Origin of the sequence: Mycobacterium riyadhense, from assembly GCF_963853645.1 — a bacterium.
Classification (GTDB): domain Bacteria; phylum Actinomycetota; class Actinomycetes; order Mycobacteriales; family Mycobacteriaceae; genus Mycobacterium; species Mycobacterium riyadhense.
On sequence record NZ_OY970456.1, the window covers coordinates 1,359,412 to 1,380,704 of the forward strand.

Here is a 21,293-nt window from a genome sequence, read left to right on the forward strand (position 1 = left end):
ATTTCCTGTCGCTGAGCCAGTATTTCGTAAAGATACAGCTATCATGGCGGCATGACGGTAGCCCTGGACACGGGACCCGATCAGGTCCATGAGGTGCTGGCGCGCAGCATGCTGGTCGACGGTTTTGACTTCGTGCTCGATCTGAACCGCTCAGCCGGCTCCTATCTGGTCGATGCCCGAACGGGCCGGCGCTACCTCGACATGTTCACGTTCTTCGCCTCGTCGGCGCTGGGCATGAACCATCCGGCGATTGCCGACGACGACGAGTTCCGTGCCGAACTCACCGAGGCCGCCCTGAACAAGCCCAGCAACTCCGACGTGTACTCGGTGGCGATGGCCCGCTTCGTGGAAACCTTTGCCCGTGTCCTGGGCGACCCGGCGCTGCCGCACCTGTTCTTCGTCGACGGCGGCGCACTGGCCGTGGAGAACGCACTCAAGGTTGCCTTCGACTGGAAGAGTCGCCACAACGAGGCCCACGGCATTGATCCCGCGCTGGGCACTCGGGTGCTGCATCTGCGCGGCGCATTTCACGGCCGCAGCGGCTACACCCTGTCGCTGACCAACACCAATCCGGTCGCCGTGTCGCGCTTCCCGAAATTCGACTGGCCGCGCATCGACGCGCCGTACTCGCGGCCCGGTGTCAACATGGACGCGCTGGAAGCCGAGTCGGTTGGGCAGGCCCGCGCGGCGTTCGAGGCGTACCCGCACGACATCGCGTGCTTTATCGCCGAACCCATCCAGGGGGAAGGCGGCGACCGGCACTTCCGGCCGCAGTTCTTCGCCACCATGCGCCGACTCTGCGACGAATACGATGCCCTGCTGATCTTCGACGAGGTGCAAACGGGCTGCGGTTCGACCGGAACTCCCTGGGCCTACCAGCAATTGGGGATCGAACCCGACGCGGTGGCGTTCGGCAAAAAGACACAGGTGTGCGGAGTGATGGCGGGTCGCCGGGTTGACGAGGTCGCCGACAACGTGTTCGCGGTCGCCTCGCGTCTCAACTCGACGTGGGGCGGCAATCTCGCCGACATGGTGCGCGCCCGTCGCACCCTGGAGGTGATCGAAGCAGAGGGGCTGTTCGAGCGCGCGGCCGAACAAGGTGCCTACATGCGCGCCCGGCTCGACGAACTCGCCGACGAGTTCCCCGGAGTGGTTCTCGACCCGCGCGGGCGCGGCCTGATGTGTGCATTCAGCCTGCCCACCACCGCCGACCGTGATGAGTTGATCCGTCAGGTATGGCAGCGGGGGGTCATAGTGCTGCCCACCGGAAAGGACGGTGTGCGATTCCGTCCCGCGCTGACCGTTTCGCGCGCCGAGATCGACGCGGCAATGGCCGGGGTGCGGGGTGCGCTGATGGCTGTGAGCTAGGCCGCAGGTGTTTGCCTTGGTGTGACGCCGGGTATTGCACCGAAATGGCCTCGGAGATTGGTGAGTGACGCAGGATAGAGGTGCTCCGATGCAGAAGGCGGATGAGCGATTACGCGGTGATGATCGTCTGGGGCAGGAAGACAGCGAGGTCCGCGCCGCCATCCGGTTTGCAGTCCTTGCCATGATCGCCGGTGTTGGCTTCGTGATCCTGGCCGCGTTGTGGGTCAGTACTTGTCCCGGAGCCAGCGTCGACACGGTGGCTTGTGGTCCACCCCAGCGGACCGTGCTGGCGTTGGGCGGGCCGCTGATCCTGTTGATTGCCGGGCTCTGGGCGTTTCTGCGGACCTACCGCGTGTGGCGCGATGGCGGCACTTGGTGGGGATGGCACGGTGCCGGCTGGTTCTTGTTGACGCTGATGATGCTGACGACGGCCATGGGCGTCGCCCCGATCGCCAGCCCGACCCTGTGACGCCGCAGCCGCCCCGGTAGGCCCGCTGGCAAATACTTGCCTCTGAACTCTCCACAACCGGTTCCACGAGTTCTACCGTTGGTTGTGATGCCTGATGTTGGCAGAAATCGCGGAATAGGACCGTAATAGGAGGAAGCCATGGGGGACACGTATCGTGACCCCGTCGACCACTTGCGGACGACGCGGCCACTCGCGGGCGAATCGCTGATCGACGTGCTGCACTGGCCTGGGTATCTCTTGATCGTCGCGGGTGTGATCGGCGGCGTCGGATCCCTTGCGGCCTTCGGCAGCGGACATCACACCGAAGGCATGACGGCTGGCGTTGTGGCGATCTCGCTCGCCGTCGTCGGCCTCGTGTGGCTGGCGGTCGAGCACTGGCGGGTACGCAGGCTCGCCGACCGGTGGTACGCCGAGCATCCCGAAGTCCGAAGGCAGCGCCTGGCCAGCTGACGCGAATATTGGGGTTTTGCCTGCGATGGTAAGGGGGTATCAGGTCTAGACCATGACGAGTACCGGCAGTCGTATTGCCTCAGCGTTGTCACCCCATCATGGGGGACAAAATCACGAAAGCACCGACATAGATCCCTACTGCTATCAAGATCAACACCATCAGCGTGATTCCGGCGATCACCGCGATGCGCTTAAGTCGGCGCGTCCGGACGGTGTCGGTCGCGTCTACCCCGTTCATAGCTGGTTGAATACCCGGTGGCGACCATGACCAACCGGCTCGAAGGCAAGGTCCAAGGTGGGCCCCAGGGGGGTAGTAGTGTCGGTCGAATACTGCCGGGAGGCCAGATGATCGATGGGGATCGGCGCACCAGCGGGCGCCAGCGAGGGCACCGCGCCGTCGAGCTCACCGTTGCTGCACGCCTGGAAAACCTGGCGATGTTGCGCACTCTGGTCGGTGCCATCGGCACCTTCGAGGACTTGGATTTCGACGCCGTCGCGGACCTGAGGCTGGCGGTCGACGAGGTGTGCACTCGGTTGATCCGGTCCGCGACGCCGGATGCCATGCTCAGCCTGGTGGTCGATCCGCGCGACGACGAACTCGTGGTGGAGGCCTCCGCGGCGTGTGACACTCACGACGTGGTTGCTCCGGGAAGCTTCAGCTGGCATGTCCTGACATCGCTTGCCGACGATGTCCAGACGTTCCACGACGGTCGCGAACCCGATGCCAGCGGAAGTGTCTTCGGCATCACCCTGACAGCCCGGCGGGCGGCCTCTAGCAGGTGACTTCCACGTGACAGCTAATGCTGCCGGCGGATCTACTTCGCGACCTAACGAATACGCCGACGTTCCGGAGATGTTCCGCGAGATGGCGAACTTCCCTGCCGATTCGCCGGAAGTCCAGCGTCACCGGGACAAGATCGTCGCGAGGTGCCTGCCGCTTGCCGAACACATCGCGCGGCGGTTCGAGGGCCGCGGCGAACCGCGTGACGACCTGATTCAGGTCGCGCGGGTCGGGTTGGTCAACGCCGTGGTCCGCTACGACGTCGAGGCCGGCTCGGACTTTGTCTCCTTTGCCGTTCCCACCATCATGGGTGAGGTCCGTCGGCACTTTCGCGACAACAGCTGGTCGGTCAAGGTTCCCCGGCGTCTCAAGGAACTGCACCTGCGGCTTGGCACCGCTACCGCGGATCTGTCGCAACGGCTGGGCCGCGCGCCCACGGCAACCGAACTTGCCATGGAACTCGGTATGGACCGGGATGAGGTTGTCGAGGGCCTGGTTGCGGGGAGCTCCTACAACACCCTGTCCATCGACAGCGGGGGCGGCAGCGACGAGGACGATGCCCGCGCCATCGCCGACACGCTCGGCGACGTCGACGCCGGTCTGGAGCGGATCGAGAATCGTGAGGCGCTGCGTCCGCTGCTCGAGGCGTTGCCCGAGCGGGAACGAACGGTGTTGATCCTCAGGTTTTTTGAGGCCATGACACAAACCCAGATCGCCGAGCGGGTCGGCATCTCACAGATGCACGTCTCTAGGCTGCTGGCTAAGTCGCTAGCTCGACTACGCGACCAGTTGGAGTAGCCGCGGCCAGGCCGTGCTATTTGATCTCGGCGAGCACCGTGCCCTGGGTGATCGCTGCGCCGGCCTCGACCGCCAGTCCGGTGATCGTGCCGTCCTTGTGCGCGGTGACCGGGTTCTCCATCTTCATCGCCTCAAGGACCACGACCAGGTCGCCGGCCACGACCTCCTGTCCCTCTTCGACCGCGACTTTGACCACGGTGCCCTGCATGGGCGCGGTAACAGCGTCGCCGGAGGCTGCAGCGCCGGTGTGCGCACCACGCTTGCGGGGCTTGGGCTTGCGCCGAATAACACCGGCCGACTCGGCGCCGGAGCCGTTCGACAGCGCCAGATCGGCGGGCAGCGAGACCTCGACCCGGCGACCATCGATTTCGACGACCACCTTCTGCCGGGGCCGGGCGTCCTCTTCGTCGATTGGTTCGCCGCCGGCGAACGGTTCGACGGTGTTGTTCCACTCGGTCTCGATCCAGCGGGTGTGCACCGAGAAGCCGTCGTCGTCGCCGATGAAGGCCGGATCGGACACCACCGCGCGGTGGAATGGGATAACGGTGGCCAGGCCTTCGACCTGGAACTCGTCCAGCGCGCGACGGGCCCGGGCCAGCGCCTCGGCGCGGTCGGCGCCGTGCACGATGAGCTTGGCCAGCATCGAGTCGAACTGGCCACCGATCACCGAGCCCGTTTCGACACCGGAGTCCACCCGCACACCCGGGCCGCTGGGCGGGTGGAACTTCGTCACCGGCCCCGGCGCAGGCAGGAAGCCGCGGCCGGCGTCCTCGCCGTTGATCCGGAACTCGATGGCATGTCCGCGGGGCGTGGGATCCTCGGTCAGATCCAGCTTCTCGCCGTTGGCGATCTTGAACTGCTGCAGGACCAGGTCGATGCCCGCGGTTTCCTCGGTGACCGGGTGTTCCACCTGCAGGCGGGTGTTGACTTCCAGGAAGGAGATCAGGCCGTCCTGGCCGACCAGGTATTCAACGGTTCCGGCGCCGTGGTAGTGCGCCTCTTTGCAGATCCGCTTGGCGGATTCGTGAATCTCCTTGCGCTGCGCGTCCGTCAGGTACGGTGCCGGCGCCTCTTCGACCAGTTTCTGGAACCGGCGCTGCAGTGAGCAGTCCCGGGTGCCGGCGACGACGACGTTGCCGTGCTGGTCGGCGATCACTTGTGCCTCGACGTGGCGGGGCTTGTCCAGGTAGCGCTCGACGAAGCATTCGCCGCGCCCGAACGCGGCCGTCGCTTCCCGTACCGCTGACTCATACAGCTCGGGAATCTCTTCGATGGTGCGGGCCACCTTCATGCCCTTGCCGCCGCCGCCGAATGCGGCCTTGATCGCGATCGGCACGCCGTACTCCTTGGCGAACGCCACCACCTCGTCGGCGTCTTTGACCGGGTCGGGTGTGCCGGGGACCAGCGGGGCCTGCGCACGTGCGGCGATATGGCGTGCGGTCACCTTGTCACCGAGGTCGCGGATCGACTGCGGGCTGGGGCCTATCCAGATCAAGCCGGCGTCGATGACGGCCTGGGCGAAGTCCGCGTTCTCAGCCAGGAAGCCATAGCCGGGGTGGATGGCGTTGGCGCCGGACTTCGCCGCCGCGTCGAGGATCTTTGCGAAGTCCAGGTAGGACTCGGCCGAGGTTTGACCGCCCAGCGCAAAGGCTTCGTCGGCCAGGGTGACGTGCGGGGCCTCGGCATCGGGTTCGGCATACACCGCCACACTGGGCAGACCGGCGTCGCGGGCGGCTCGGATCACGCGGACCGCGATCTCGCCGCGATTGGCGACCAAAACCTTAGCGATCCTCGAGCTGGCGTGACTACCCACTGCGCCTCCTTGTAGGACGTCTTCGTCTCTGAAAAAAATCGGTCTTTAAGAGAATTTCTTACAAGTCTCGTCGGGGGAAGTTTAGGCGCAGCGCCGTGGGCTCGGTCACGCGGTTCCTCAATTCAGTGCTCTTGGGGGCTCTCGCGAACGCGTCGCTTGATCCGGGCCAGCATCGCCGACATTCCGCGCAGCCGCAGCGGGCTGATCAGAGCTGCCAGACCAAGATCGGTGTAGAAATCCTCGGGCACCGCAAGGATGTCGGCTGCGGGTTGTTCGTCCAGGCCGGCGGCCAGAATCGAGGCGAATCCGCGAGTGGTTGGCGCTTCGGCCGGCGCGCTGAAGTACAGCCGCACTCGATTCGGGTCGTGCACGTCGACGTGCAGAAACAGCGGCGACTGGCACTCGGGCACCGGTTCCATCGCTGCCTCGACGAGGTCGGCGGGCAGCGCTGGCAGGTCGTCGGCGAATTCCAGCAGCAGCCTCAGTTTGTCCTGGCCCTGAACTTCGGCGAAATCGGACACCACCTCGGCCAGTGGCGCGGGCAGGCTCATAAGGCTGGTACAGCTCCTGGTTCTTCGCCGGCGACGATGGGCACCCGCACGGTGTTTCCCCACTCGGTCCATGAGCCGTCGTAATTGCGCACATCCGGCTTGCCCAACAGATGCGTCAGCACGAACCAGGTGTGGCTGGACCGCTCGCCGATACGGCAGTAGACGATGGTGTTGTCTTCGGGCTCTAAGAAGCCGTACAGCTCTTCCAGCTCCTCGCGACTGCGGAACCGGCCGTTCTCCGCGGCCGCCTTCCCCCACGGGATCGAGCGCGCGGTGGGGATGTGGCCCGCGCGCAACGCCCCCTCCTCCGGATAGTCGGGCATGTGGGTCCGTTTGCCGGTGTACTCCTCGGGGGAACGCACGTCGATCAGCGGCTCGGTGCCCAAGATGCCCAGCACGTCGTCTTTGAACGCACGGATCGGCGCGTCGTTGCGCTGCACGACGGGATAGCCGGTCGACGTCTTGGTCGGCACATCCAGCGTGGTGTCTCGACGTTCGGCGAGCCAAAGGTCGCGGCCCCCGTTGAGCAGCCGCACATCGGGGTGGCCGAACAACGTGAAGACCCAGAGCGCGTAGGCCGCCCACCAATTGCTCTTGTCGCCGTAGATCACCACGGTGTCCTCGCGGGCGATGCCCTTACTGTCCATCAAATCGGCGAACTGCTCGCCATCGATGTAGTCACGCACCCTCGGGTCGTTGAGGTCGGTATGCCAGTCGACCTTGACCGCGCCAGGAATATGGCCCACGTCGTAGAGCAAGACGTCCTCGTCGGATTCGACGATCACCAGCCCGGGTGCGCCCAGGTTGGCCGATAGCCAGTCGGCCGTCACCAGCCTTTCGGGATGGGCGTAGGCCGACAGAGTGGGACTTGGATCTGGAGGTAATGGCACGTCAACGAGCCTACGCCGGCCGACCGGCGACAGGTCAGCACAAATGTCCCCCGATTGGGGGACCCGGCTAGTCATCCTCAAAGCGGCTGTTCGGCGGATACATCCGGCTAGGTCGCCGCGCAATAGTGGCGACTAACTCCGCACGGAACGCACGGACCGGCGAAAGGGGGTGAATCCATGTCACACGAACTGCTGTTCAGCGAGCAAGAATTCTGCGTTGCACAGGTTGCTCTGTCTGTCGAGAACATCGACGCATGACGCGCCAAGCGTGTCCGTGAGGCGGGGGTCGCGCTTATCCGCAGGTGCGCGATCCTCGCCCGGCACGTCACGGTGCGCTAAATGGCAACCGTCGCTGGGGGTCGACCGTCATTACGGACAGAAGCTTCTCCAACCCGCTGATCCAGGCGCGGATGGTGGCAGCGTCGTAGACGTCGGTGCGATATTCCGCCACGCCACTGATTCCTGCGGGGAGACCGGCGTCAGTGAATTTTTCAGTGAGAGACAACACCAAGTCCATCCGCGCCACACGGGTGTGCAGCGGGACAGCGGTGATTTTCAGATCGTCCAACACCCACTTGGCGGACTGGGTGTTGTGCCAGACCAAGATCACTTGACGCAGCGGCGTATGGCTCGGCGACGGGGTGGGATTGAGCAACTCGACTAGAACACCGAACGGCACGTCCTGGCGATCGAACGCCGCCAAGGTGCGCCTCCGCACCTGGTCCAGCAGTTGCGCAAAGGTAGGGTTATCGCCTATTTCCGTGCGCAGCACCATGCTGTTGGAGAAGGCACCGACCAAGTCGTCCAGCATCGGGTGGTTACGCCCGGCAACGTTGATTCCGATGGGAATATCGTTGCTGCCGCTGAGTTCGGACAGCAGTGCGGCCAGTGCCGCATGGACAACCATGAAGCTGGTCGCGCGATGGTCGCGCGCCAGCCGGGCTATCTGGACGTGCAGTGTCGTGGGCAAGTGCACTGCGACCGTATCGCCGCGGTAGTCGGCGACTGGCGGGTAGGGACGGTCGGTGGGCAATTCGAGTCGCTCCGGGATACCGGCGAGCGCATTCTCCCAATACTGCAGTTGCGTCCCGACGACGCTTTCGGGGTCGGCGGGATCACCCAGGTAGTCGCGTTGCCACAGGGCGTAATCGGCGTATTGGACGGGTAGTGGGACCCAGGTTGGGGCACGCCCGGCGCGACGACTGCGGTAAGCAGCGTCCAGATCGGATGCCAGTGGGGCCAGCGACCCGCCATCGGCGGCAATGTGATGCAAGGTGATGGCCAATACGTGTTCGTCGCGGGCGACGCGATAAAGCTGGGCGCGCAGTGGGATCTGGGTGGACAAATCGAAGATGGCGCTGGCATGTGCGGTCAGGGATTGGTGGAGCCGCTCGCCGGACCATCCGGCGGCGTCGATGATTCGCCAGCCCATGTCCGCGCGTTCGGCGGGCAAAACGACTTGGTGCAACGCGCCGTCGACGGCGGCGACGACGGTGCGCAACGTCTCGTGGCGGTTCACCACGTCGGCCAGTGCGTGGCCTAACGCGCCAACATCGAGCTCGCCGCGCAGCCGCAGCGCCAAGGGTATGTGGTAGATCGGGGCATCGGGCGCCAGATGGTGCATATCCCACATCCGTTGCTGTGCGTAGGAAAGTGGGATGTGTTGTGGTCGGGGCCGGGGGGTGAGGGGGGTTTGTGGTTGGTGTGTGGGTTGGGTGGTGATCCAGTGGGCTAGTTGGGCGACGGTGGGTGATTCGAAGATGACGCGGATGGGGACTTCGGTGGCGAGTTCGGTTCGGATGCGTGCGATGAGTCGGGTTGCTGATAGGGAGTGTCCGCCGAGGTCGAAGAAGTTGTCGTTGATGCCGATGGGTGTGATGTTGAGGGTTTCGCTAAAGAGTGTGGTCAGGGTGTGTTCGTGGGGGTTGCGGGGGGCTTGGTAGGTGGTGGTGGTGAGGAATTCGGGGGCTGGGAGGGCGTGTCGGTCGAGTTTGCCGTTGACGGTGAGTGGTAGCGAGTCGAGGACCATGATCGTTGCGGGGACCATGTAGGGGGGTAGTTGGGTGGCGGCGAATTGGCGCAGTTGGGTGCTGAGCTGGGCGGTGGCGGGGTCGTTGACGTAGTCGGTGATGGGTCCGACGGGGTGCGCGGGCAGGTAGACGTCGGTGAGTGCGGTGGTGGTGGTGCGGGTGTAGATGAGGTCGATCAGTCCGGGGGTGGGTGAGTAGGTGATGGTGGTGGTGTAGCCCAGTTGCTGGCCCAGCTGACGGCATTGGTGGGGCAGCACGGCGTCGGGGGGTGGTGGGGTGGCTAGTTGGTGCAGGGGGGTGTGATCGGCGGCGTGATGGAGGGCGTGTGCGGTGGTCACGTCGGTCCATATGCCGGCGTGGGGGATTCCGGTGATGCGTAGTGCGTTGGGTTGGTGGGATTGCAGGTGCTGGCCGAGTGCGGTGAGGTCGTGCCAGCGTTGCCAGGGGTGGGTGGGTAGCTGCGCCAGGGACTGGGCGGTGGTGGGGGCTTTGCGCAGGATGACGTCGTAGCGGTAGTTGCTGAGTTCGTTGACCGCGTGCATCGGTTTGAGCTGGATATCGATGGCGGCGATGTCGGGGATGTGGCGGGTTGCTGCGGTGAAGAAGTCGGGTGCGAGCAGCAGTTCGTGTTGGGTGAGCAGGTCGCGGCGGAGCCGTTGGCGGATCGTCGCGGTGGGCGCTTGGGGGGTGTCGGCGCGGGCGATGGCGGTGCTGAGGGCAGGCTGCAGGGTCAGGTTGCGGATGTCGCCGAGGAAGAGTGCCCCGCCGGGGGTCAGCAGCTGCAGTGCTGCGGTGAGGACGTCGAGCAGGTAGGCGGCGCTGGGGAAGTATTGGACGACGGAGTTGAGGATGACGACGTCGAAGTGGTTGTGGGGTAGGCCGTCGGTGGCGTCGGCGGGTTGGACTCGTAGCTGCACGCGCTGGCCCCAGGGTTGGGTGGCCAGTGCGTGGCGCAGGGTGTCGATGGTGGGGGCCGAGAAGTCGGTGGCCCAGTATTCGGCGCAGCGGGGGGCCAGCTGGCTCAACAGCAGCCCGGAGCCCACCCCGATTTCGAGCACCCGCTGTGGGGCCAATCCGCCGATGCGGTCCACGGCGGCCGCGCGCCATTGCTGCATGTGCTCGAGTGGGATGGGCTGGCCGGTGTAGCTGCTGTTCCAGCCCGTGAAGTCGTCGCCCAGTTCGGTTGAGGCGGTGGGTTGCAGCGCCCCGGAGTACAGGTCGTCGTAGATGCCTTGCCACTGTTGGATCAGGGGGTTTCGCGGTCGGGTTCGCGGGCCAAGGCGGCGTGGCGGTCGCGTACCACGTAGGCCACCAACTGTTGGTCGCTGGCGTCGCGGGCGTGGTGGGCGACGACGGCTGCTTGGGCGATGTGGGGATGGGTGGCCAGCACCGACTCGATCTCGGCGGGTTCGATGCGGTAGCCGCGGATCTTGACCTGTTCGTCGGCGCGTCCGACGAACTGCAGCTGTCCGTCGGCGGTCCAGCGCACCAGGTCTCCGGTGCGATACATCCGTGTTCCGTAACCGCCGAACGGGCATGCCACGAACCGGGATGCGGTCAACCCGGCCCGGCCCACATACCCATAGCCCACCCCGGCCCCGGCCACATACAACTCACCGGCCACACCCACGGGCACCGGATGCAACCCCGTATCCAACACGAACAACGCCGCTCCCGGCACCGGTGACCCGATCGGCACCACACCCGAACCCGCCACCAACCGCGTCGTGGCCACATACATCGTCGTCTCCGACGGGCCGTATTGATTGATCATCACCCGCCCCGGGGCCCACCGATCCACCACCTCGGGCGGGCACGCTTCACCACCGACGACCAGCGTCACCGACTCCAAACCCTGCGTTGGCAACACCGCTGCCGCTGAGGGGGTTTGGCTGACCACGTCAATGCGCTCGCAGACCAGTAATCTGTGTAACTCTGCTGGTGAGCGGGTCAGCGTTTCGGGCACCACGACCAGCCGCCCGCCGTGCAGCAGCGCGCCCCAGATCTCCCACACCGAGAAATCGAAACCGTAGGAATGGCACTGGCTCCATGCCTGGCCCGCTGTTGGGGTGAACAGGGCCGGTGTGGCGAGCAACTGGGCGATGTTGTGGTGGCTGATGGCCACGCCCTTCGGGGTCCCCGTAGTGCCGGAGGTGTAGACGAGGTAGGCGATGTCTTCGGCGCTAGGTGGTTCAGCCTGCGCGGCCACGCTGTGTGTATCGGTGGGCGTCTCGGCGACGTCGATGACCACCACGTCGTGCCCAGCCAACCGCTCGCGCAGGCTAGCGGTGCTCAGCGCCACCCTCGGGGCGGCATCGGCGAGCATGAACCCGATGCGGACATCCGGAAGTGCCGGATCGATCGCCAGATACGCCGCCCCCGACTTGAGTACCGCCAAAATCGCGATCACCGCATCAGCCGACCGCTCAAACAACAACGCCACCACATCACCACGACCTATGCCGCGCCCAACCAACACCTGCGCAAGCCGATCAGCGGCCCCGTCAAGCTCGCGATAGTTCAACGTCACGCCGTTGAACGTCAACGCCGGCGCACCCGGGGTGCGAGCCACCTGCGCGGCAAACATCTCCGGCACGGTCACCTTCAGAAGTGCGGCCGGGGCCGCAATGACAGCGGCGTTCGACCGGATCAAGATCCGGTCGTGTTCGGCGGTGTCGAGGATGTCGATCATGTCGATACGCCGGTGCGGGTCGATGGTGATCGCGTGCAGGATACGCAGGTAGTAGACGGCGAACGTTTCGACGGTGTCGCGGTTGAAAAGATCGGTGGCGTATTCGATGCTGCCCGGCAGCGGCTGCGGTTGTCCGGAAGTTGAGGGCAGATCCATCAGGTTGATGAACAGGTCGAACTTGGCCGTGCCGGTGGGCGCGGGTAAGAACTCAATGCCCAACCCGGGCAGGTCGATTTTGGGAAGGGGATTGTTCTGCAGCGCGAACGCCACTTGGAACAACGGGTGATAGGCGGTCGATCGTCTCGGGTTGATCAGTTCGACGAGCCGTTCGAACGGGGCATCTTGGTTTTCGTAGGCGGCCAACGCTTTAGTGCGCACCTGCTCGATCAGCTCAACGAAGTCCCGGTTGCCCGAGACGTTGAAACGCAACACCCAGGAATTGACGAAAAACCCGATCAGGTCGGTCAGGGCATGGTCGGTACGTCCGGCGATGGGCCCACCGATCATGACATCATCGCCGGCGCCAAGTTTGCGCAACAGCACTGCTAACGCGGCCTGTAGCACCATCGACAGGGTGGCACCGCCGCGGCGGGCCAGCTGCTCGATCCTTTCCCGCAATGCAGGGTCGATCGTGAACGTCACAACCTCACCACGGAATGACTGCTGGGCCGGGCGGGGTCGGTCGGATGCCAACACGGTTAACTCGGGCGCCCCGGCCAGCTCCGCACGCCAGTAGGCGACCTGCGCAGACATCACACTGTCGGGATCGTCCTCGCTGCCCAGGATCTCGCGCTGCCACAGGGTGTAATCGGCGTACTGGACCGGCAGCGGCGACCAGTTCGGCTGCTGCCCCTGGCAACGGGCGGTGTAGGCGGCGGCCAAATCCCGCGCCAACGGCACAAACGACGCTCCATCAGCAGCGATGTGATGCACCACCAACACCAACACGTGTTCGGTGGCTGACACCTTGAACAGATCGGCCCGGATCGGGATCTGAGTGGCCAGGTCGAATCGGTACTGCGCGGTTTGGGCGACCGCAGTCGTCAACTCCGGCCCGTCGCAGACCTCGGTCATCGCGACCGGCACTTCGACCGCGTGCGCCGGCAAGATCTGCTGCCACGCAACCCCGTCGGTCTCGGCGAAGACCGTGCGCAGACTCTCATGACGAGCCACCACATCACCGATGGCCGCGACTAGCGCTGCTGAGTCCAGCCGTCCCGCCAAACGCGCCGCCAGCGGTACGTTATAGGTCGCTGATGGGCCCTCGTACTTGTATATGAACCACAACCGCGACTGTGCGTAGGAAAGTGGGATGTGTTGTGGTCGGGGGCGGGGGGTGAGGGGGGTTTGTGGTTGGTGTGTGGGTTGGGTGGTGATCCAGTGGGCTAGTTGGGCGACGGTGGGTGATTCGAAGATGACGCGGATGGGGACTTCGGTGGCGAGTTCGGTTCGGATGCGTGCGATGAGTCGGGTTGCTGATAGGGAGTGTCCGCCGAGGTCGAAGAAGTTGTCGTTGATGCCGATGGGTGTGATGTTGAGGGTTTCGCTAAAGAGTGTGGTCAGGGTGTGTTCGTGGGGGTTGCGGGGGGCTTGGTAGGTGGTGGTGGTGAGGAATTCGGGGGCTGGGAGGGCGTGTCGGTCGAGTTTGCCGTTGACGGTGAGTGGTAGCGAGTCGAGGACCATGATCGTTGCGGGGACCATGTAGGGGGGTAGTTGGGTGGCGGCGAATTGGCGTAGTTGGGTGCTGAGCTGGGCGGTGGCGGGGTCGTTGACGTAGTCGGTGATGGGTCCGACGGGGTGCGCGGGCAGGTAGACGTCGGTGAGTGCGGTGGTGGTGGTGCGGGTGTAGATGAGGTCGATCAGTCCGGGGGTGGGTGAGTAGGTGATGGTGGTGGTGTAGCCCAGTTGCTGGCCCAGCTGACGGCATTGGTGGGGCAGCACGGCGTCGGGGGGTGGTGGGGTGGCTAGTTGGTGCAGGGGGGTGTGATCGGCGGCGTGATGGAGGGCGTGTGCGGTGGTCACGTCGGTCCGTATGCCGGCGTGGGGGATTCCGGTGATGCGTAGTGCGTTGGGTTGGTGGGATTGCAGGTGCTGGCCGAGTGCGGTGAGGTCGTGCCAGCGTTGCCAGGGGTGGGTGGGTAGCTGCGCCAGGGACTGGGCGGTGGTGGGGGCTTTGCGCAGGATGACGTCGTAGCGGTAGTTGCTGAGTTCGTTGACCGCGTGCATCGGTTTGAGCTGGATATCGATGGCGGCGATGTCGGGGATGTGGCGGGTTGCTGCGGTGAAGAAGTCGGGTGCGAGCAGCAGTTCGTGTTGGGTGAGCAGGTCGCGGCGGAGCCGTTGGCGGATCGTCGCGGTGGGCGCTTGGGGGGTGTCGGCGCGGGCGATGGCGGTGCTGAGGGCAGGCTGCAGGGTCAGGTTGCGGATGTCGCCGAGGAAGAGTGCCCCGCCGGGGGTCAGCAGCTGCAGTGCTGCGGTGAGGACGTCGAGCAGGTAGGCGGCGCTGGGGAAGTATTGGACGACGGAGTTGAGGATGACGACGTCGAAGTGGTTGTGGGGTAGGCCGTCGGTGGCGTCGGCGGGTTGGACTCGTAGCTGCACGCGCTGGCCCCAGGGTTGGGTGGCCAGTGCGTGGCGCAGGGTGTCGATGGTGGGGGCCGAGAAGTCGGTGGCCCAGTATTCGGCGCAGCGGGGGGCCAGCTGGCTCAACAGCAGCCCGGAGCCCACCCCGATTTCGAGCACCCGCTGTGGGGCCAATCCGCCGATGCGGTCCACGGCGGCCGCGCGCCATTGCTGCATGTGCTCGAGTGGGATGGGCTGGCCGGTGTAGCTGCTGTTCCAGCCCGTGAAGTCGTCGCCCAGTTCGGTTGAGGCGGTGGGTTGCAGCGCGCCGGAGTACAGGTCGTCGTAGATGCCTTGCCACTGTTGGATCAGGGGGGTTTCGCGGTCGGGTTCGCGGGCCAAGGCGGCGTGGCGGTCGCGTACCACGTAGGCCACCAACTGTTGGTCGCTGGCGTCGCGGGCGTGGTGGGCGACGACGGCTGCTTGGGCGATGTGGGGATGGGTGGCCAGCACCGACTCGATCTCGGCGGGTTCGATGCGGTAGCCGCGGATCTTGACCTGTTCGTCGGCGCGTCCGACGAACTGCAGCTGTCCGTCGGCGGTCCAGCGCACCAGGTCTCCGGTGCGATACATCCGTGTTCCGTAACCGCCGAACGGGCATGCCACGAACCGGGATGCGGTCAACCCGGCCCGGCCCACATACCCATAGCCCACCCCGGCCCCGGCCACATACAACTCACCGGCCACACCCACGGGCACCGGATGCAACCCCGTATCCAACACGAACAACGCCGCTCCCGGCACCGGTGACCCGATCGGCACCACACCCGAACCCGCCACCAACCGCGTCGTGGCCACATACATCGTCGTCTCCGACGGGCCGTATTGATTGATCATCACCCGCCCCGGGGCCCACCGATCCACCACCTCGGGCGGGCACGCTTCACCACCGACGACCAGCGTCACCGACTCCAAACCCTGCGTTGGCAACACCGCTGCCGCTGAGGGGGTTTGGCTGACCACGTCAATGCGCTCGCAGACCAGTAATCTGTGTAACTCTGCTGGTGAGCGGGTCAGCGTTTCGGGCACCACGACCAGCCGCCCGCCGTGCAGCAGCGCGCCCCAGATCTCCCACACCGAGAAATCGAAACCGTAGGAATGGCACTGGCTCCATGCCTGGCCCGCTGTTGGGGTGAACAGGGCCGGTGTGGCGAGCAACTGGGCGATGTTGTGGTGGCTGATGGCCACGCCCTTCGGGGTCCCCGTAGTGCCGGAGGTGTAGACGAGGTAGGCGATGTCTTCGGCGCTAGGTGGTTCAGCCTGCGCGGCCACGCTGTGTGTATCGGTGGGCGTCTCGGCGACGTCGATGACCACCACGTCGTGCCCAGCCAACCGCTCGCGTAGGCCAGCGGTGCTCAGCGCCACCCTCGGGGCGGCATCGGCGAGCATGAACCCGATGCGGACATCCGGAAGTGCCGGATCGATCGCCAGATACGCCGCCCCCGACTTGAGTACCGCCAAAATCGCGATCACCGCATCAGCCGACCGCTCAAACAACAACGCCACCACATCACCACGACCTATGCCGCGCCCAACCAACACCTGCGCAAGCCGATCAGCGGCCCCGTCAAGCTCGCGATAGTTCAACGTCACGCCGTTGAACGTCAACGCCGGCGCACCCGGAGTGCGAGCCACCTGCGCGGCAAACAAGTTTGGGACCGACGATGACGGAGCTGTGGTGCATGTCAATGCGGCGCGGTTACCCCAACCGTCCAGAAGGGTCTGCTTATGCTCTTCAGGCGGCGAAGTCGCCTCCAGGCGAGCGCCTGCCACGGCTATGCCGCTTCCATCGTCGACAAAACCATCAACACCTGAGCTCCCCAAGTCGCCGCGTGAAGAATCAACCAACGTGGCATACCGCGGCACACCAAAGTCGCACAACCGCCCGCGCAAAACGCTCACAGTTGCCGTAGCACAATAATGCTGCATACATAATTTGCAATATGCAATAGTGTGTGAGCTAGTAGGCGTGGCTCGGGTCAGTGCTTGCGCACCACTGTCTATGGCTCGCCCGGATTCCATACGTGATGTCCAGGTGGTCGTCGTGGACTTCGACCGTTGAAGATCCCGTGATGTCGGTTCCCCTGGGCGACGCGACACTCAACCCACGTACACGACATGCAGGGCGAGGTCGCCGTGGCTTGAGTTTCGAGCATTTTGACGGGAGGAGCCTGGATTACTTAACGCCGTTCGCTGCCCAGAGCGCGGCGAGCGACAGCCCCGCCCGGTGCAGCAGGGAGCGCAGCAGCGGCAGGCTCAGGCCGATCACGTTCGACGGATCGCCCTCAACACCGTCGATGAACCAGCCGCCGAGGCCGTCCAGGGTGAACCCTCCGGCCATGCGCAGGGGTTCCCCGCTGGCCAAGTATGCCTCCAGGTCTGCGGCCGAAGGTGACCCGAAATGGACTGTGGTAATTGAGGTTTCAGCCTCATGGTTGACGGTTCTATTGTCCAGCAACCGGATAACGCAATGCCCGGTATAGAGCTGTCCGGCGCGGCCGGCCATCGAACGCCATTGGTGGCGTGCGTCATCGACCGACTGCGGCTTTCCGCACAATCGGCCATCGATGTAGAGCAACGAATCACAGCCAACAACAACGCAATCCGCGGCGACAATGCTCTGCGGACCACCTAACGTTCCCGTCACCTGCGCGGCCTTGGCCAGGGCCAGAGCCGACACCACCTCGGCTGGCGAAGCATCCGGTCCTAGGTCGGCGGTGACGATATGCTCGTCGACGCCGGAGACGATCACCAGCGGGTCGATGCCTGCCTGGCGAAGAACCTTGAGCCGACCGAGGGAGGCGGACCCGAGCACCAGCCGGGTCATCGGCGCATATGCGTCAATTCCTGCAGGGTGATGCGCTGCCAGCTGAAGACGGGGTACCGCAACTTGTCGACCGGCAACCCCCACCGCGCGGGCTCGGGCGCGGGGGGCGGGGGCGGGCCGCTGATGCTGCCCAACACCGCGATCAGCGCGGCCAACTCCTGATCGCTCGGGTGTCCCTTGAGGATCTCGATGTGCGGCTCGTGCGGGTATTGCAGCTGGTCGGTCATAGGGGGATGTTCCCGTGTTTCTTGGGCGGGGTCTGGGCGATCTTGCGTTCGAGCAGGCGCAGCGCCGTACCGATGTAGCCGCGGGTGTACGACGGCGGGATCACCGCGTCGACGTATCCGCGTTCGGCGGCGACGTACGGATTGACCAGCGTGTCCTCGTATTCCTGCTGCAGCTGCAGCCGCAGCGCATCAACGTCCTCGCCGTTGCGGGCGGCCTCGGCCAGTTGTTGGCGGTAGACGAAGCCGACGGCGCCGGAGGCGCCCATCACCGCGATCTGCGCGGTCGGCCAGGCCAGGTTGACGTCGCAGCCCATGTCTTTGGAACCCATCACGCAGTACGCGCCGCCGTAGGCCTTGCGGGTGATGACGGTGATCTTGGGGACGGTGGCCTCGCCGTAGGCGTAGAGCAGCTTGGCGCCGCGCCGGATGATGCCGTTGTACTCCTGGCCAGTGCCCGGCAAAAACCCCGGAACGTCCACCAGCATCACGATCGGGATGTTGAAGCAGTCGCAGGTCCGCACGAACCGCGCCGCCTTCTCCGAGGCGTCGATGTCCAGGCAGCCGGCGAAGTGCGTCGGCTGGTTGGCGACGATGCCCACCGGCCGACCCTCGACGCGGCCGAATCCCACCACGACGTTCTGGGCGTAACCCGCTTGTATTTCCAGGAATTCGTCCTCGTCGAGGATGCGGGTGATCACCTCGTGCATGTCGTAGGGCTGATTCGGCGAGTCCGGGATCAGCGTGTCCAGCTCGAGGTCTTCCTCGGTCAGGTTTTCCTCAATGGGCCCAGTAGGCAGCGCGACTTGGTACCGCGGTGGGTCGGTGGCATTGTTGGGCGGCAGGTAGCTCAGCAGCTCGCGAACATAGTCAAAAGCGTCCTGCTCACCGGATGCGACGTAGTGGGCCGTCCCCGACTTGGCCATGTGGGTGTGGGCGCCGCCGAGTTCCTCCATGGTGACGTCCTCGCCGGTGACGGTCTTGATGACGTCGGGTCCGGTGATGAACATCTGACTGGTCTGGTCGACCATGATCACGAAATCGGTCAGCGCGGGAGAGTAGACGTGACCGCCGGCGGCGGCACCCATGATCAACGAGATCTGCGGGACGACGCCCGAGGCCAGGATGTTGTTGCGAAAGATCCGGCTGTAGAGGCCCAGCGAGACGACGCCCTCCTGGATCCGCGCGCCCGCGCCGTCGTTGATGCCGATGAGAGGTCGGCCGGTCTTGATCGCAAGTTCTTGAACCTTGACGATCTTCTCGCCGTAAACCTCACCCAGGCTGCCGCCGAATACCGTGGCGTCCTGGCTGAAGATGCACACGTCGCGGCCGTCGATGGTGCCGTAGCCGGTGACCACGCCATCGCCGAGCGGGCGGTTGTTTTCCAGCCCGAAGTTGGTGCTGCGGTGCTTGGCCAACGCGTCGAGTTCGACGAACGAATCCTCGTCGAGCAGCGCGTAGATGCGCTCGCGCGCCGTGAGCTTGCCCTTGGCGTGGACCTTGTCGACGGCGGCCTCACCCATCGGATGCAGCGACTCTTCCCTGCGCTTGTGCAGTTCCGCCAGCTTGCCGGCGGTGGTGTGAATATCGACGATGTGCTCGGTGGACCGCTCTGCGGAATGAGCCGAGCGGTCGCTAACGCTTGTCATGGGAGTCGATGTTATCGGCCAGCCGCCATACCGCCGTCTTTAGGCTGGTGCGATGGACCGCAATCAGCTCCGGCTGCCACTGGACGAGCGCTCACTGCGCGACGAGCTGATCGGCACGGGTGCGCGTTGGCGGCAACTCGACGTCGTAACCGAGACCGGCTCCACCAACGCCGATCTGCTGGCACGAGCGGCATCGGGCGCCGACATCGATGGGGCGGTGCTGATTGCCGAGCACCAGACCGCTGGGCGTGGCCGTCATGGCCGCAGCTGGTCGGCCGCTGCACGGGCGCAGATCACCCTGTCGGCCGGGGTGCGTGTGGATGATGTTCCCACGGCCGCATGGGGCTGGTTGTCGCTGGCCGCGGGTCTGGCGGTGGTCGACTCGGTGGCCGCGGTGACCACGGTCGAAGCGGGCCTGAAGTGGCCCAACGATGTGCTGGCCGGTGGCGGCAAGCTGGCGGGAATCCTGACCGAGGTCGCGCAACCGTTCGCGGTCGTCGGCATCGGGCTCAACGTCACGCAGTCCCCGGAGGAGGTTGGCGATCCCGGGGCAACCTCACTTCTGGACCAAGGCGTGACGGCACCCGATCGGGACGTCCTGGTCCGCAGGCTGCTGCGCGAGCTCGGGGAGCGGATCACCGACTGGCGGGCCGCGCGCGGAGCCGACGCCCAGCTGGCAGCCGACTATCGGGCCCGCAGCCTGACCATCGGGTCACGGGTCTGTGCCCAGCTTCCCGGCGGACAGGATGTCGTCGGGATCGCGCGTGACATCGACGAGCAAGGCCGGCTGTGCCTAGAGACCTGGGAGGGCGACCAGGCGCGAACCGTGATCGTTTCGGCCGGTGACGTGGTGCATTTGCGGGGCTAAGGTCGCGAACATGAGCTATCCCGACAATGCCCTGGCCGCCGGCGAGCAGGTGGTCCTGCATCGTCATCCGCACTGGAAGCGCCTGATCTGGCCGGTGGTCGCGCTGATCCTGGTAACCGGGCTGGCCGCATTGGGCTCTGGGTTCGTCAACTCGACGCACTGGCAGCAGCTCGCCAAGAACATCATCTACGGCGTGATCTGGGGCATCTGGTTGGTGATCGTCGGCTGGCTTACCCTGTGGCCGTTCTTGAGCTGGCTGACCACGCATTTCGTGGTGACCAACCGGCGCGTGATGTATCGGCACGGGGTGCTGACCCGAAGCGGGATCGACATCCCGCTGGCGCGGATCAACAGCGTGGAGTTTCGGGACAAGATTCTCGAACGGATGTTTCGCACCGGAACGCTGATTATCGAGTCCGCGTCACAAGATCCGTTGGAGTTCTACAACATTCCGCGTCTGCGCGAAGTGCACGCGCTGCTGTATCACGAAGTCTTCGACACGCTGGGCTCGGAGGAGTCACCCAGCTGAGCGTATCGGCTAGCCCGGCTGCGCCACGCCCGCAACAGCGTGACGTTGCCATCTTCCAAGCCGCCCTCCAAGACGTCCTCGAAGACTTCGGCGATACCGCCGGCGGTGAGGGCCGATTCCAGCGCCTTGTCGGGGTTGCGAGCGAACTGGTCGGGGAACACCCAGCGCCGAAACGCCCAGAAGCGGAACGCCATCTGCAGCAGGTTGCCGATGATGTAGGCCGAAAGGAAGTCGGCGAGGTTCTCCACGGTCAGTGACACCGTCGGCACCCGCAGCTGCAGGACGTAGCTGGAGAACCACAGCGGCGCCATGCTCAGCAGCACTCCGACGCCGCTGAACGCGAAGAACAGCAGCGCCTCGTGATGGCGCTCGCGGCCGCCACGATCCCGGAAGCTCCACTCCCGGTTCAGCACGTAGGACGCGATGACCGCGACGATGCCGGCGATCACCTTGGCGGTCACCGGTTTGGGCTCGAGAATTGTGAGCTTCAGCGTGTAGAAAATTGCCGAGTCGATGATGAATGTGGTGCCGCCGACAATGGCAAACTTGATCAGTTCGTGATGGCGCAGTGCAAAGGGTTGGACCACCCCGGGAAGACGCGCAATCGTGGCATCGGCAAAGGACACAACCACTCAGTGTACGGACGTACGCAAAATCGACGCAAAATGGTCGATAACAAACGGGTCGCCTAGCCGCTAAACACGCCGGTCAAGCGCCATGACAACATGAGGG

At 65.1% G+C, this 21,293-nt stretch carries 16 protein-coding genes and 1 pseudogene; 7 read left to right on the plus strand and 10 right to left on the minus strand.

From position 1 onward, the window contains the following. Positions 1–51 precede the first annotated feature (51 nt). The 3 genes from lat to usfY all read left to right on the plus strand — a co-directional run bounded on the left by lat (position 52) and on the right by usfY (position 2,287). A complete protein-coding gene (lat, locus tag AADZ78_RS06130) occupies positions 52–1,368 on the plus strand; it encodes an L-lysine 6-transaminase (RefSeq protein WP_085251027.1) in 1,317 nt (438 codons plus the stop codon). An 88-nt stretch (positions 1,369–1,456) separates the two neighbouring features. Further along, positions 1,457–1,837 (plus strand): hypothetical protein, encoded by a 381-nt coding sequence (locus AADZ78_RS06135; RefSeq protein ID WP_085251026.1) that lies wholly within the window; start codon positions 1,457–1,459, stop codon positions 1,835–1,837. Between the two features lie 138 nt (positions 1,838–1,975). Then, positions 1,976–2,287, plus strand: coding sequence for a protein UsfY (gene usfY / locus AADZ78_RS06140; protein WP_085251025.1), 312 nt, complete (start codon positions 1,976–1,978; stop codon positions 2,285–2,287). 88 nt (positions 2,288–2,375) lie between these two features. On the opposite strand, the gene AADZ78_RS06145 is transcribed toward usfY, so the two are convergent. Next, positions 2,376–2,525, minus strand: a complete 150-nt coding sequence (locus AADZ78_RS06145; RefSeq protein ID WP_169726325.1) for a hypothetical protein — start codon at positions 2,523–2,525, stop codon at positions 2,376–2,378. 107 nt (positions 2,526–2,632) lie between these two features. Between AADZ78_RS06145 and AADZ78_RS06150 the strand changes: the two genes are divergently transcribed. Both AADZ78_RS06150 and AADZ78_RS06155 read left to right on the plus strand, forming a co-directional pair. Further along, complete coding sequence (locus AADZ78_RS06150; RefSeq protein ID WP_085251024.1) at positions 2,633–3,070, plus strand: anti-sigma factor; 438 nt, start codon at positions 2,633–2,635, stop codon at positions 3,068–3,070. A 7-nt stretch (positions 3,071–3,077) separates the two neighbouring features. Further along, positions 3,078–3,866 carry an RNA polymerase sigma factor SigF gene (locus AADZ78_RS06155; protein ID WP_085251023.1) on the plus strand — a complete coding sequence of 263 codons (789 nt, stop codon included), beginning with the start codon at positions 3,078–3,080 and terminating at the stop codon, positions 3,864–3,866. Between the two features lie 16 nt (positions 3,867–3,882). On the opposite strand, the gene AADZ78_RS06160 is transcribed toward AADZ78_RS06155, so the two are convergent. From AADZ78_RS06160 to AADZ78_RS06195, 8 genes and pseudogenes are all read right to left on the minus strand, one after another. Continuing rightward, positions 3,883–5,679: an acetyl/propionyl/methylcrotonyl-CoA carboxylase subunit alpha gene (locus AADZ78_RS06160; protein WP_085251022.1), complete on the minus strand. Its 1,797-nt coding sequence runs from the start codon at positions 5,677–5,679 to the stop codon at positions 3,883–3,885. Positions 5,680–5,801: 122 nt separating this feature from the next. Then, entirely contained in the window at positions 5,802–6,230 is a 429-nt protein-coding gene (locus AADZ78_RS06165; protein ID WP_085251021.1) for a cysteine desulfuration protein SufE, read from the minus strand. Then, positions 6,227–7,120 (minus strand): sulfurtransferase, encoded by an 894-nt coding sequence (locus AADZ78_RS06170; RefSeq protein WP_085251020.1) that lies wholly within the window; start codon positions 7,118–7,120, stop codon positions 6,227–6,229. Before AADZ78_RS06170 ends, AADZ78_RS06165 begins: the two co-directional genes overlap by 4 nt. A gap of 325 nt (positions 7,121–7,445) precedes the next feature. Then, positions 7,446–10,265 (minus strand): condensation domain-containing protein, encoded by a 2,820-nt coding sequence (locus AADZ78_RS06175; RefSeq protein ID WP_204903448.1) that lies wholly within the window; start codon positions 10,263–10,265, stop codon positions 7,446–7,448. A 131-nt stretch (positions 10,266–10,396) separates the two neighbouring features. Further along, positions 10,397–16,099 (minus strand): amino acid adenylation domain-containing protein, encoded by a 5,703-nt coding sequence (locus tag AADZ78_RS06180; RefSeq protein WP_341343630.1) that lies wholly within the window; start codon positions 16,097–16,099, stop codon positions 10,397–10,399. 541 nt (positions 16,100–16,640) lie between these two features. Further along, positions 16,641–17,291, minus strand: coding sequence for a Maf family protein (locus AADZ78_RS06185; RefSeq protein ID WP_085251018.1), 651 nt, complete (start codon positions 17,289–17,291; stop codon positions 16,641–16,643). After that, positions 17,288–17,500, minus strand: a pseudogene (locus tag AADZ78_RS06190) (acyl-CoA carboxylase subunit epsilon); the annotation flags it as partial. The gene AADZ78_RS06185 and the pseudogene AADZ78_RS06190, both read right to left, overlap by 4 nt. 14 nt (positions 17,501–17,514) lie before the next feature. Continuing rightward, the gene (locus tag AADZ78_RS06195) at positions 17,515–19,164 is read right to left on the minus strand and encodes an acyl-CoA carboxylase subunit beta (protein WP_085251016.1); all 1,650 of its coding nucleotides are present in this window, start codon (positions 19,162–19,164) and stop codon (positions 17,515–17,517) included. Between the two features lie 52 nt (positions 19,165–19,216). Between AADZ78_RS06195 and AADZ78_RS06200 the strand changes: the two genes are divergently transcribed. Further along, complete coding sequence (locus tag AADZ78_RS06200; protein ID WP_085251015.1) at positions 19,217–20,032, plus strand: biotin--[acetyl-CoA-carboxylase] ligase; 816 nt, start codon at positions 19,217–19,219, stop codon at positions 20,030–20,032. A gap of 10 nt (positions 20,033–20,042) precedes the next feature. Continuing rightward, positions 20,043–20,561, plus strand: a complete 519-nt coding sequence (locus AADZ78_RS06205) for a PH domain-containing protein (protein ID WP_085251014.1) — start codon at positions 20,043–20,045, stop codon at positions 20,559–20,561. On the opposite strand, the gene AADZ78_RS06210 is transcribed toward AADZ78_RS06205, so the two are convergent. Beyond that, positions 20,516–21,187: a GtrA family protein gene (locus AADZ78_RS06210; protein WP_085251080.1), complete on the minus strand. Its 672-nt coding sequence runs from the start codon at positions 21,185–21,187 to the stop codon at positions 20,516–20,518. The genes AADZ78_RS06205 and AADZ78_RS06210 overlap by 46 nt on opposite strands. Between the last annotated feature and the right edge of the window lie 106 nt (positions 21,188–21,293).